Source organism: Photobacterium alginatilyticum (genome assembly GCF_009910675.1).
Classification (GTDB): Bacteria; Pseudomonadota; Gammaproteobacteria; order Enterobacterales; family Vibrionaceae; genus Photobacterium; species Photobacterium alginatilyticum.
In genome coordinates this window covers 13,245-26,501 of sequence record NZ_RSEJ01000022.1, presented here as the reverse complement: position 1 = coordinate 26,501, position 13,257 = coordinate 13,245, and the positions used below count along the sequence as shown (strand labels likewise).

At 47.5% G+C, this 13,257-nt stretch carries 11 protein-coding genes; 9 read left to right on the top strand and 2 right to left on the bottom strand.

Translation table 11 applies throughout. From position 1 onward, the window contains the following. Positions 1-54 precede the first annotated feature (54 nt). Positions 55-951, top strand: coding sequence for a hypothetical protein (locus EIZ48_RS19125; RefSeq protein WP_160654824.1), 897 nt, complete (start codon positions 55-57; stop codon positions 949-951). A gap of 53 nt (positions 952-1,004) precedes the next feature. On the opposite strand, the gene EIZ48_RS19120 is transcribed toward EIZ48_RS19125, so the two are convergent. After that, on the bottom strand, positions 1,005-2,198 hold the full coding sequence (locus EIZ48_RS19120; RefSeq protein ID WP_160654821.1) for an alpha/beta hydrolase: 1,194 nt from the start codon (positions 2,196-2,198) through the stop codon (positions 1,005-1,007). A gap of 213 nt (positions 2,199-2,411) precedes the next feature. Here EIZ48_RS19120 and EIZ48_RS19115 point away from each other — a divergent pair, with 213 nt between their 5' ends. Both EIZ48_RS19115 and EIZ48_RS19110 read left to right on the top strand, forming a co-directional pair. After that, positions 2,412-2,882, top strand: a complete 471-nt coding sequence (locus tag EIZ48_RS19115; protein ID WP_192928644.1) for a hypothetical protein — start codon at positions 2,412-2,414, stop codon at positions 2,880-2,882. Positions 2,883-3,208: 326 nt separating this feature from the next. Continuing rightward, positions 3,209-4,753: a methyl-accepting chemotaxis protein gene (locus tag EIZ48_RS19110; protein ID WP_160654818.1), complete on the top strand. Its 1,545-nt coding sequence runs from the start codon at positions 3,209-3,211 to the stop codon at positions 4,751-4,753. 41 nt (positions 4,754-4,794) lie between these two features. Here the strand turns inward: EIZ48_RS19110 and EIZ48_RS19105 are convergent, their stop codons facing one another. Then, on the bottom strand, positions 4,795-6,360 hold the full coding sequence (locus tag EIZ48_RS19105; RefSeq protein WP_160654815.1) for an arylsulfatase: 1,566 nt from the start codon (positions 6,358-6,360) through the stop codon (positions 4,795-4,797). A 185-nt stretch (positions 6,361-6,545) separates the two neighbouring features. Here EIZ48_RS19105 and EIZ48_RS19100 point away from each other — a divergent pair, with 185 nt between their 5' ends. From EIZ48_RS19100 to EIZ48_RS19075, 6 genes are read left to right on the top strand one after another with little or no spacing between them, the layout of a single operon-like run. Continuing rightward, positions 6,546-7,541 carry an AAA family ATPase gene (locus tag EIZ48_RS19100; RefSeq protein WP_160654811.1) on the top strand — a complete coding sequence of 332 codons (996 nt, stop codon included), beginning with the start codon at positions 6,546-6,548 and terminating at the stop codon, positions 7,539-7,541. Positions 7,542-7,570: 29 nt separating this feature from the next. Next, entirely contained in the window at positions 7,571-8,551 is a 981-nt protein-coding gene (locus EIZ48_RS19095) for a DUF58 domain-containing protein (protein ID WP_160655096.1), read from the top strand. After that, positions 8,551-9,087, top strand: coding sequence for a DUF4381 domain-containing protein (locus tag EIZ48_RS19090; RefSeq protein ID WP_160654808.1), 537 nt, complete (start codon positions 8,551-8,553; stop codon positions 9,085-9,087). The genes EIZ48_RS19095 and EIZ48_RS19090 overlap by 1 nt, the downstream gene beginning before the upstream one ends. After that, complete coding sequence (locus tag EIZ48_RS19085; protein ID WP_160654805.1) at positions 9,080-10,132, top strand: vWA domain-containing protein; 1,053 nt, start codon at positions 9,080-9,082, stop codon at positions 10,130-10,132. The genes EIZ48_RS19090 and EIZ48_RS19085 overlap by 8 nt, the downstream gene beginning before the upstream one ends. Further along, complete coding sequence (locus tag EIZ48_RS19080; protein WP_160654802.1) at positions 10,125-11,843, top strand: vWA domain-containing protein; 1,719 nt, start codon at positions 10,125-10,127, stop codon at positions 11,841-11,843. Before EIZ48_RS19085 ends, EIZ48_RS19080 begins: the two co-directional genes overlap by 8 nt. After that, positions 11,840-13,243, top strand: coding sequence for a BatD family protein (locus EIZ48_RS19075; protein ID WP_160654799.1), 1,404 nt, complete (start codon positions 11,840-11,842; stop codon positions 13,241-13,243). Before EIZ48_RS19080 ends, EIZ48_RS19075 begins: the two co-directional genes overlap by 4 nt. Positions 13,244-13,257 lie beyond the last annotated feature (14 nt).

Genomic DNA, 13,257 nt, shown 5'->3' with positions numbered 1-13,257 from the left:
GAAATTCTTGTACATCATGACGTGAATGAATTGACGTGGTCGGGCTATGATAAAATGATCGGAACAAGTAGGTTTGATGTTCCGGCTAAGCATTATACTAGTATTGAAAATGATGAGTTGGATTATGATAAGAATATTATCAGGAACAGTTTGTTAAAATCATTATTTCATCACAGTCCAGTAATTCATAAACGACTTAGAAAGCATGTCCTATATATTAATTCACATTTTAGTCACGATAGTTATTTTAAATACTTAGCTGAAGAGCTCAATAAGAGCAATCGACCAATATTGCCTTTAGAAGCATTTTTGTACGATGAGTTCAAAGCTCAAGGTGGGAACTTTGATATAATAAATGATCGTCTCTTCTTCAAGGAGATGATTTTTTCCTTCCTTTTCTCATCTTACTTGAATAAAAAATATTCAGTTCCAACTCTTTTTACTGCTCATGAACTATATTTTATTAAACAAATATTGAGCAGTGATAACTTTACGTTATTTGAACAAGATAATTATTTAAGTCAAAGGCTTGAAACTAACAATTCACATGAATTAATCAAAGGGGCGTTAGATTTGTCTAATCAACCGGAGAAAATAGCACAAATAACGTTGCCTGATTTATCAAAATTTATCTATAAAGAGAAAGCGAAGCCCATTTATAACAGGCTTTTATCATTATTTGATAAGCATGATAACTTGACAGAAGCTGATCTGCTATATGAACTTATGTCGATATATAAGGATACCGCTTTTAAACTTTGTCCTGGTATTAAAGACATAGTGGTGTCGGTTTTGTCTAATGTGCCTAGTTCTTTGCTTTTTAACCCTATCGGGCTTTATGGTTCAGGTCAGCTGATTAAAAACCACTTTCAAACAAATGATGATACTTCATTTCTAATATCGATGAAAAAACTAAGCAAACTCAATTACAAAGGACGTACGTTGTTCTAGGGTCCCTGCATAACCACTAAATTCTTAACTGTTATGCAGGGCTAAAGTGTTAATTACTTAACTATATAATACTCACTTTCTGCGGGAGGCCAGCTATTTGTTTTTTTGAGCTCCGCATCGAAGTATGCCTTTATGCTGGTATTGATAGCGTGTCCGAGCGATTGCTTTTTAGGCGCCTTTTCTGAATCTGAGATGTAAGTGTTATCGGTGAAATCAAAGTGATTTGAGCCGGGAAACACAACCGAGCAAACAGAAGATGCGTCGGCAAATAATGCATCGTTAATACGAGGATATAGTTCACCTTCTCTAACTGGTTTCAATCTGTCTGTTTTATCGGCGTAGAAGAAACATGCCGAGGCTTGAAGTGGCTTTTCACTTAGCCAGTGGTATTGATTTCCATCGAGGTTAACGCCCGCTTTAATGACAGGGCTTTGCTCAGTCATGACGATAGATACATTACCACCAAATGAATGTCCGAAAGCGCCCACAGCATCTAAGTCCATATGTCCTTTAAGAAGTGTCGGAATATTACCTGATTCAATTGAATGTAATGCGTCAATTAACATCAAGTTATTCTTATACATAGGATTGAAATTGTTCAGCATGCTCTGTTGGAAAAGTTCATTGGCTACTACTAACTTTCGGGCTTTAAGCCATTCATCTAGTTTGACTGCGTTCTCCATACGGACAATATCAACCATGAGGGCCGCATCTTCTTCCTCTGTGAATTTTACTGGGGTGTAGTTCGCAGGTACGAGTACTCCAGATTTACGTTCTATGAGTCGGGTTCTACCTGGGTGACTTATTGCCAGCACGATATAGCCATGACTGGCTAGGTATTCTAACTGCGTCATACTGAACCGAGGAAAGGTGAGGAAGCCATGGTTATAAATCAAAACAGGGTGTTTGCCATTTGCGATGGGGAGATCGAAAAAAGTCCAAGAAGGCGGAATGGTCGAAAACATCGACTTTGAATTACCGTCTTTAACGTACGTATCTATTAAGGCAGGTGTCAAATAGCCAACTCGTTTTTCTGTCGTTTTCGCAGTGCTAGGATACCAAGATGAAACCTGAATCCAGTTTTCATCATTGTAAACTTCAAACTGATGGAAGCCGATACGGTATGGGCCATCTGGGTTTGGAAAGTTGTAATGATGCGGTTCACTGGCGTTTGCAGAAGAAGCTAGAAACACTAATGTAGTGATAATGGCGAATAAGAATCGCATATGTCTCAATTTCTTAGTCATTTAAGCTTTCCTATTATTAAGTTTTCATCAATTATGGATAGGCTGTGTCTTGCAGTATTGCTTAATTGCAATGTGCTGCATATTGTTGGTTTGATATTTTGAATGAGAGCCTCAACAAATAATAGGGTTACTATTGAATACATATTGAAGTGTGACTGCTGTTCTAGATACAGGCGACTAACATATAAGAACTAGAAGAGGAAAGGTGGCGGTATGGGAATAAACATTGTAGCTTTATTGATTGGGATAATTGTCGCTGCATCTGTAATATATAAATTTAAGCAGTCGCGTTTGATGGATATACTCTGGTTTTATCCTCTTTTTTTAGCGTCATTCCCAATTTATTACTGGATTTTTTCACTGTATGCCCTCGATTTTTTTTCGCTATTTCGAGAAGTGTTGATCGGACTGATATTTATGTTTATCGCGTGGTTGGCCTATAAGAACTCAGGGAGAGTTGCTCTTTATATTTTAGCGTTCGGCTTTGTGGGGCATGGGGCTTATGATGTCTTGCATGTTATTTTAAATGAAACACCTGTCGCTCCCAATTGGTGGCCCGAGTTTTGTGGGGCTGTTGATGTCATTGTTGGCCTATATATGCTGCAATTAATCAGGAACAGAAATGAGAAATTAGAAACCATTAATAGCTGTTCAACGAGTTCAGCCAGTCAAAAGGTTAACTAGGCCTTTCAATAAAGAGGACGGCTTGCAGGGTTACCGCAGAATGTCTGAAAAATAGTACAGCTGATGCGTTTTTCGAGGGCTGAGAGCGCGGGGTTTTATTCTGCCCTTGTCAGCAAAGCTGCTGCTTCGTCTTGCAGAAATTAGTGCTAACAAGCACCCTGCTTAAGTTGTTCTGAACTCAATGTGATCTAACAACTTAATGATTTTTATCAATAACGTGTCATTTTTGTCTGATATTGTTACGCCTCGCCATGCAGACAATAGCTCTTATAATCAGAAAGCTCGGCATTTGTGATTACGAATAGGAAAACAATAAAGAGGGGAATATGGCAGACGAAAGAGTAAAGTTTTCAGACAGCGACAGCCTTATATCAACAACGACATCTGACAGTCATATCACATATTGTAATGAGGACTTCTGCCAGGTAGCAGGCTACAGGGAAGAAGAACTACTAGGTAAACCGCACAATGTTATTCGCCATGGTGACATGCCAAAGCCGGCATTCGGTCAGTTATGGGAATATATCCAGTCTGGTAAAAGCTGGATGGGATTGGTCAAGAACAAATGTAAAACCTCCGGTCATTATTGGGTATCAGCTTTAGTCACTCCCATTATGGACAAAGACGGGAAGGTGTATGAATACCAATCAGTCAGAACGCAACCGACTGACGAGCAGATTTCACGGGCATACTCACTCTATTCGAAGCTAAGAAAAGGAGCGGTTTCCGTAAGGCGTATAGAATGGATGAACCTGTCTTTCGGTTTGACGTTTGCACAGCTAGCCGTTCTTATTGCTTTTGCTTTAGGGGCATTTTCAACTCCCGTCATGCTAGCAATACTCACTCCGCTAATTATTGCCCAGGTCTCGTTTTCATTCTTACTTAAAAAACGAATAACTTCTCTGAATGCTGTTGCCAAGACCCACTACGACAACCCTCTAATGGAGCAGCCTTATACCGGGCATTGTGATGATGTATCCCGTATTGAGCTGGCCATGATGATGAAGCGTGCCGAACTAAGAGCGGTGACGGCGCGGGCAAACGAAACATCTACCCACCTGCTCCAGGCTGCGAATGAAGAAGTTCTTAATAGCCAGGCGATTGATAATGAGTTGGGTGAGCAGGATGTGGCAACCGATGCAATGGCCGTTTCCGCTGAGGAAATGCTTGCCTCTATCGCAGAAGTGTCAAATCAAGCCAAACAAAGCTCTGAGTTTGCTAACGATGCGCAGAATAAAGCGAAAGAAGGGACACAGACCATTGATGAGGCGGTAGAGACGGTGCGTGAGCTGAGTCAGCACCTGGGCAGCTCGAAAACAGCGCTTGATCAACTATACGCTGATGTTGATGGCATCGAGACTATTCTGGAAATGATCCAGGGCATTGCGGAGCAAACCAATCTTTTGGCACTTAACGCGGCGATTGAGGCGGCAAGGGCTGGTGAACATGGTCGAGGCTTTGCTGTAGTGGCTGATGAGGTTCGGGCGCTGTCGGCGAAAACCAGTGCTTCGGTTGATGATATCCGATCGAAAATAGAAGTGCTTCAGGCCACCGTAAATAAGACAGGTAGCTTGATGGAGGAGGGGATCAAGTCCTCTGAACAGAGTGTATCCAAGTCGCAAAAGAGTAAAGAATCATTCGAGGCGATAGTGAATGACTTAATCTCGATTGGGGAACAAAGTACCCAAACCGCTCAGGCTATTACAGAGCAGGTGCAGGTGACCCAGGGTATGAATGATCATGTTGTTCGGATGAACGGCGCTATTCAGTCTACCAAACAACTCTCATCATCTTCTGTTGAGCGTACCCATGCGCTTGTAGGTAGTTTAGAGAGTTTGCAGCGTTTGGTTCGCCAGTTTAGCGAGTCATAAGCAAAGAAAAACGCCCATCAGAGGCTGATGGGCGTTTGTGATTATTTCATGCCTTCAACTTGTTTTTGCAAGCTATCAAGTTGTTGTATTTTCGCTTTCAGGCCAAGGGACTGAGCGCTGATACTTGCCGGATTCATTTGAGTACCCGTCTGCATTGGGTAGTCCGGCAGTGTTTTGAAGAAATCGCCCAGTACATCCTGAATTGGAACAAACAACCACATGTTGTCGGCCATCCAGCGCAGGTACATGCCTGACTCATGCGGTGCTTTTTCGAATGGGTCTGCCCGTAGGTGGATGATCTGCGGCCAGTTTGGCGAGAAGCGTACCGCGTCGGCAATATTACCTTCCATCACTGCGAAGTTCAGTTTCCAATCGTTCCAGCGTACGGCGTTTAGCTCGGCGTTAGAGCTAAAGTAAAGCATGGATTCACGCGGGCCTTTGTCTTCCTTGCCTTCAAAGTAAGGCTTGAAGTTATGGCCGTCGATGTGAACCTTCCACTCCTTGCCATTGGCCTGATACCCTTTGGCTAGCTTCTCTTTCACATCATCGACACCGGCAGCTGCCAGCAGGGTTGGCAACCAGTCTTGGTGCGCCATCATTTCGTTGACTTTGGTGCCTGGCTTGATCACGCTTGGCCAGCGAACAAGCTGAGGTACACGCATACCGCCTTCCCAGGTGGTTCCTTTTTCCCCATAGAACGGTGTGGCACCGCCATCAGGCCAGGTCACGGTTTCGGCACCATTGTCGGTTGAATAAATAACAATGGTGTTGTCAGCAATGCCGAGCTCATCCAGCTTATCAAGCAGTACACCTACCTGATCATCGTGCTCAAGCATGCCGTCGGCATAGATACTGACACCGGATTTACCTTGGTATTTTTCCTGCAGGCGAGTCCAGACGTGCATCCGGGTGGTATTGTGCCAGATGAAGAACGGCTTATCGGCTTTGACGGCTTTTTCCATAAAGGCCAGTGAGGAGTCGAGGAACTCTTCGTCAGCATGTTCCATACGTTTACGGGTCATCGGGCCGGTATCTTCAATCTTGCCGTCGGCATAGGACTTGATAACTCCGCGAGGGCCGTAGTTTTTACGAAACTCGGGATCTTTCGGGTAGTAATACGTTTCTGGCTCTTCCTCGGCATTGAGGTGGTAAAGGTTACCGAAGAATTCGTCAAAACCATGGTTGGTTGGCAGGTGCTTGTCCTGATCACCAAGGTGGTTCTTACCGAACTGTGCAGTCATGTATCCCTGATCTTTAAGCAGATCGGCAATGGTTGGCGCCCAGTCAGGAATACCGTGTTCAGAGCCCGGCATACCGATAGTCAGAAGGCCTGTACGGAAAGGCTCCTGGCCGGTGATGAAGGAAGCACGGCCAGCGGTACATGATTGTTGGCCGTAGTGATCGGTAAACAATGCCCCTTCGTTGGCAATACGGTCAATATTCGGAGTTTGGTAACCCATCATGCCCTGGTTATAGGCACTGATGTTCCAGTAACCAACGTCATCACCGAAAATCGCCAGAATGTTTGGCTGGTCGGCAGCAGCTGCCGTTCCAGCGGTAGCCGCAAGGCCCACACTGAGTGCCACTTTGTTTAAATGATTTGCCATATCAGATCCCGTTATGCTCGTGTCTGGTTCAGAAATATGAAAGGTAACGATCTGAATACCCTCTGAGTATTCGTTGGGATTACTCTAAAATGGCAACGGCAGCACTGTCGCTTTATAGAGCATATAACCAAAGGTAATACCCAACTGGATTAAACTGGCCTCAGAGTGATTTGGGAGCACAGCTTATGAACCAGTTACAGCAGCAAGTATCGTTACTTATTGAGCAAGTCAATCAAAGCGTGATAGGGCAACAGCATGTTACTCGGGCTTTAGTGATTGGATTGCTGACCAATGGACATGTCTTGCTTGAAGGCTTGCCGGGCACCGCCAAAACGCGATCCGTTAAAGCCTTGGCTGCCACACTTAATGCCAGCTTTGGCCGTGTGCAGTTTACGCCTGACTTATTGCCTTCTGATGTAACGGGGGCCGAGATGTATCAGGAAACTGCCAACGGACATGAACTGCGCTTCCAGCACGGCCCAATATTTAACAGCATCTTGCTAGCTGATGAGGTAAACCGTGCACCGGCAAAGGTTCAGGCAGCCCTGCTTGAAGCGATGGCAGAGAGTACCGTGACAGTGGGCGAGCAATCACACGCCCTGCCTGAATTGTTCATGGTGCTGGCAACTCAAAACCCGGTTGAGCAGGAAGGGACTTATCCGCTGCCGGAGGCCCAGATGGATCGATTCATCATGAAGGTTAATGTTGATTATCCGGATGATGAAGCTGAGCTGGGAATTATCCGTTTGTTACGTCAGGAAGAAGCGGAGGCAAACCGTGACCATTCTGATGATAACCAGGTATCTTCGACAATTACGCTGGATCCTGAGTTGATCCTCGCGGCTCGCCGTGAACTGGCGCAGCTTGAAGTGTCCGATATGGTGGAGCGTTATATTGTTGCGCTTGTGATGGCAACACGCAGACCGGAACGCTACCCGGCATCCGGGCTGGCACGTTGGATTGCTGTTGGTGCAAGCCCGAGGGCCTCTATTGCATTGGATAAGTGTGCCCGAGCCTATGCGTGGTTACAGGGGCGCGAGCATGTGCTGCCAGATGATGTCAGGGCGATGGCGCCCGCTGTATTGGGGCACCGTATAACCCTTAGCTATGATGCGCTGGCAGAAGGGGTAGCTCATCCTCAGGTGGTGATGGAGTTACTTGATCATGTAGCCATCGGTTAGGAGGCGTTATGGTCAGAACAAACCCGTACATGCCACCGCCGACTGGCACAACCAAGGATTGTCGGTTGTATTGTGACTATGCCCGGTTGGTAAAACTACAGTCTCAAACTACCGGCTTTACCTTACTGCCACAGCTAAAATCGGGAACTGCGCTATCAGGTCGCCATACATCGCTATTTCGCGGCCGGGGGCTGAATTTCGAAGAGTTACGCCACTATCACCAAGGCGATGATATCCGCAATCTTGACTGGAAGGTGACATTACGAACCGGCAAACCGCATGTTCGGTGCTATACCGAAGAAAAAGATCGTCATGTGATTGTCTGTGTCGATCAGCGCAGCAATATGTTTTTCTCTTCTGTCGAAACGATGAAGTCGGTGGTGGCGGCAGAGTTGGCGGCGCTGATTGGCTGGCGGATACTCAGAGACAATGACCGGATCGGGCTGGTACTTATGCAGGGGGATCAGCTCGACTGGCGGGAGGCGCAACGCTCGCAAAATCATTGGCTCCAGCGCCTGCAAATGCTGGCTGAGGCTAACCAGTCACTTAATGTGCGGAGTAATGATAATTCGTTGTCAGGTTTTAGCGCCTTATTACACTTGCTTGGACGAATGAAATTACGAAATACCACTCTGATAGTGCTAAGTGACTGGACCGGGATCACCGAAGCGGATTTGAGCCGTTTTAAGTTGCTGCAGCAACACAATGATGTGTTGGGGGTAATGATATCGGATCCCCTTGAGCATGCATTACAGCCCACTATTATTGAACATCAGCGCACTGGAAAGTTACCGCGCTCATTTAACTGGACAGTCGGCAACGGAAATAAACAGCTTCACCTGTCCCAGGCTCAATTGGTGTCAGCCAGTGAAGGGTTGAGTGCCAGCCAGCAGTTAAAGAAAGACCAGCTCGTAAATCTGATGGCGGCAAAACACTTACCCTTGATTGAACTTGAGACCCGTGGTGAGCATCTCAGCCAGTTTATTCGTGCTACCGGGGGGATGGCATAATGGATCATCAAGTTCCGGGAACCTATATATTACGCCACCTGTCGGATGTCGCTATTCCTGAACCGGTTAGCTGGTGGCCACAGACAGTTGGCTGGAAGGTATTGCTGGCAGTAGCCGTTCTGTTTGCGTTGTATTTGTTGTACCGCCAGTGCCGACAGTGGTGGTTAAACCGCTACCGGCGCGAAGCTCTCGACAGTCTGCGTCTTGTTGCGATGAGCTCGTCTCAAGCGGGCCAGGATATTCTGGCCATCATCAAAATCGTGTTGGTATATCTTGATCCCAGGTGTGCCAACCAGTTCGGACAATCGCTGCTTGCTGCGCTGGATGCGGCATTACCGGGATCAGATGCAATCTGGCTTATGCCTTTGGGTGAGCGTTGGCTGGAGTCTGTGATCAGCCAGAAAACATCGCTAACGGCAGATCAAGTTAAGCAGTTGGAGCTTCATTGCCGCGATTGGCTAGCAGAACATGATGCCCGTTATCTGAAGGCTCATATGGCTGCGGAAATAGCAAAAGGAGAGGGTGATTATGTTTGACTCCCAGCTCACGTTTTCTTATCCGCTGTGGTTATTGGTTCTGCCATTGCCTGTCGCCGTGTATTGGCTGATCCCGGCATATAAAACCAGGAAAACGGCTGTCAAAGTTCCCTTCTTCGATACCTTGATCTCGGTATTGGGCGAGACTCCTTCACAAGGAGCAAGTCAGCTAAAGCCCAGTTGGTGGCAACGAATGGCGTTAGCATTCAGCTGGTTATGTATTGTTCTCGCACTGACCAAGCCTATGGTGCTGGGTGAGCCGCAAACCCGTGAACGTTATGGCCGAGATGTGATGGTGATACTGGATCTTTCAGGCTCCATGGCAGAGCCGGATTTTGAAGACAGCAGTGGCAAGATGATTACACGTTTGGCTGCGGCCAAGCAGGTGCTATCAGAATTTGCATCGAAGCGTGAGGGTGATCGGCTAGGACTGATATTGTTTGGAGATGCTGCTTTTGTGCAAACACCTTTTACCGCCGATTTAGCCGCATGGCAGGCATTGCTGGATCAGACTGATGTGGCAATGGCCGGGCAAAGTACCCACCTTGGGGATGCCATTGGATTAGCCATCAAGGTGTTTGAGCAGAGCTACAGCGATGATCCTGAACGAGAAAAAGTGGCCATTGTGCTGACAGACGGTAACGACACCGGCAGTTTTGTTGAGCCTATTGATGCCGGTAAGGTCGCCGCAGTAAAAGGTGTGAGGATCCATGCCATTGCGATGGGGGATCCTGCGACGGTCGGCGAGCAGGCTCTGGATATGGATACGTTGAGAAAAGCGGCTGATGCGACGGGGGGAGAGACGTTTGAGGCACTCAATCGTGAGGCGCTCGAACAGGCTTATCAGAAAGTGGGAGAGCTAGAGCCTCAGCAGTATCAGAGTACGACATTTCAGTCTAAGCGCAGCCTGCACCATTATTTTATGATTGCGGCAGTACTTCTCTATCTCACCGTTTTTTCACTGATCACGCTACGCAGGCGGTATTTGCATAGACATGTTGTCGACGCCGACCACCAGCAAAATCAGGAGGCGGGCCATGTTTGATTCTCAGCTATGGCAACAGATTTGGCAGCAGTTCCATTTCATCCGGCCTTTATGGCTGCTGGCTTTTATACCTTTATCAGCCGTGGTGTATATCCGCTGGAATCAGGATAGCATTAGCCAGTGGCAGCAGTTGTTCCCGCTTCATTTACGAAAAGCGCTGACATTGGGCGAAACGGGGTGGAAGAAACAGTTACCGTTAAAAGTGCTGACGCTGGTGATGGTGCTGGCCATTGTCGTTTGTGCCGGGCCGACCTGGCAGCGTGAGGCGTCTCCATTTGGTGAAGATAAGGCATCGTTGCTGGTCGTGCTAGATAACAGTGACTCAATGCTATTCAAAGACATTGCCCCGAATCGGTTAGAGCGGAGCAAACAGAAAATCCGCGATTTAATGGTGTTGCGAAATGGCGGCAATACCGGGTTAGTTGTTTTTGCCGGAACAGCGCATGTTGCAATGCCTTTGACACGTGACAGCGAGGTTTTTGCGCCGTTTCTGGCGGCGATAGAGCCAGATATTATGCCGGAGAAAGGAAAATCAACGCAGGCGGTCATACCGCTCATCGAGCAGCAATTGAGTGACCGGAAAGCCGCGACGGTGTTATTGGTAACAGACGGTATTTCGCCATCGGCACTGACTGATCTCAGCAACTATTTCCAGTCTACTTCCCATCAGTTATTGGTGTTGGTCGCCGGTAAACCTGGCGCCTCATCCGTGAACCCGCCTGATGTTGATTCCCTGAAGGCGTTAGCTCGATCTGCTGGCGGACAAGTGGTTGTAATGACGGTTGATGATTCGGACGTAAAAGGCATCAGCCGTCAGGTTGAACGTTATATGCAGCTTAATAATGACTCTGAGATGCCATGGCAGGACATGGGATATTACCTGTTACTTCCTATCGCTATGATCATGCTGCTGTGGTTTCGCAAAGGGTGGCTGGTGCAGTGGTGTGTGCTGGCGGCGGTTTGCCTGCCGCTTGCGTATTCTCCTTCAACTCTTGCTAAAACCGTGGAAGCCAAAGCCACTGTAGTGATGTCGGTAGAAAATGGCTGGCAAGATCGTTTTAGTCAGTTTTGGTTCGATCTTTGGCTGACACCGGATCAGCAGGGACAGTGGTTCCTGAATCGGGGCGATTACCTCAAGGCCGCAGCTCATTTCCATGACCCATTTTATAAAGGCGTTGCCTATTACTATGCGACGCAATATTCGCTGGCACAGTCTGCCTTTTTGCAAGATGGTAGCGAGGCTGCGATTTTGTATGCCGGTAATGCCCTGGCGCGGCAGAGGGAGTACCTGGCCGCAAGAGATTTGTTTTCTGAGTTGAGTAAGAAAGCGTCTTTACCGGATATCCGTAAAAGGGCTGAACATAACCTTGAGGTAATGCAAGGCATAGTTGAGGAGATAAACCGGACCAGTGAGAGCCAGATGGGCACAACAGACGGCCCGGAGGAGTCATTTGAACTGGCGGATGATCAGCCTCGCACAGCGGATGGTGCAGACGAGAAGGTTGATGCCAGTATGATGGTTCGACAGACCTTAAATGCCAACGAAATTTTGGGAAGTGACGAGCTGGCGGATAAATGGTTACGCCGGGTAGAAGCGGATCCTAAATATTTCTTGCGAGCCAAGTTTCAAATACAGCGTCAAAAACAGAATCAAACAAACGGACAGGTAGGGGAGCTGCAAACCCAAAAACGAAAAGGAGATGCATCATGACAGCTGCGATACATCATCAGTGCCTGGTGAGACCGTTTTTTCAAATGGCCTCTCGTTACATGTTTTCTCTTTGCTTCGCTCTCTGGTTTGTCGTCTGTCTGGCCGGGTTACCGGCTTATGCCTCTGGACTTTCTGTTGACAACGCAGAGCCCCCCGCTGTTGAAGTAAAAGCTTGGCTGGATGATAAAAAACAGCTGGATGATGGCCGTTATGCGGTGAATCAGCAGGTGATTCTGTACATCGATGTGGCAACGCCACGTTGGTTTACCGGTGGTACCCGGATCGCGTCGATTGAGATCCCGGGCGTGATCGTGAAACAGCGAAATTCGCTGGCGACAAACTATAGCCAGCGCAAGGAAGGCGTTACCTGGTCACATCAACGGTGGGAGATAACGCTCTATCCGCAGCAATCAGGACGTTTTGTTGTTCCTTCTATTGATGTTGATGTGCAGGTTTCTGTTCCAGATGGCCGTTCCGTGAAAGGGCGAATAGCAACACTGCCTTTGACTTTTGATGTGAGCTTGCCTTCGCCGTTACTGATACAAAATGGACATTGGCTGAGTGCCAGCGAGCTGAAGATTGAAGAGCAGTGGGAGCTGTCACGGGATGCTGGTGAGCTGAAAGTCGGAGATGCGATAACCCGGACTGTCACTGTTCATGGTGAGGACACGTTGTCAGTGTTGATCCCGCCAATATTGCCGTCTTATGTTCAGCAAGAACAGCAGCAAACAGTGACTAATCCTTTTCAGGTATATGTACAGCCACCGAAGCTGTCAGACAGTCAGGAAAGGGGAAATTACCGTTCAAGCCGCCTTGATCAGGCGGTCTATATTGTGCAGTCGGGCGGTGATATTGTTTTCCCGGCACTGGAGCTTCAGTGGTGGAATACAAGCTCTCAGCAGCTTGAAACATTGAGTTTGCCAGAGAAACATATCAGAGCGCATCATACCTGGCGTTCATGGCTACGTACTTACTGGTTGGATCTTGCCCTGTTTGGCGTTTCCATGGCCGTATTGAGTCTTAGTGGCCTATTGGCATCGCACTATTATAACACTCGGCCGACACCGGCCTGGTGGCAATTCTGCAGAGCACTATGCAGGGGAGACTTGCCGCAGGCAAGGTTGATGATTTATCGTCGTTTGCATCAGCGGACGGGGCTGGTGGAGCTGGCAAAAGCGGATCAATTCTGTCGCTGCGCTGCTTTGCCATCACAGCAGGCCAAATGGGACAAGCTTCAGCAACGCTTTCAGGCAGGCAAGGGGAGTTTGCTATCATTTGTCCGCTTATGGCGGGGTTTGGGGCGATGTCTACGACCAGGCTTAAGCAGGCGTTCACGCTTTTTAATCATGCCTAAAGCATTGCCACAATTACAAGAATTGCCTCACAAGACGAAGAAATAGCATTCGCTGTTCTT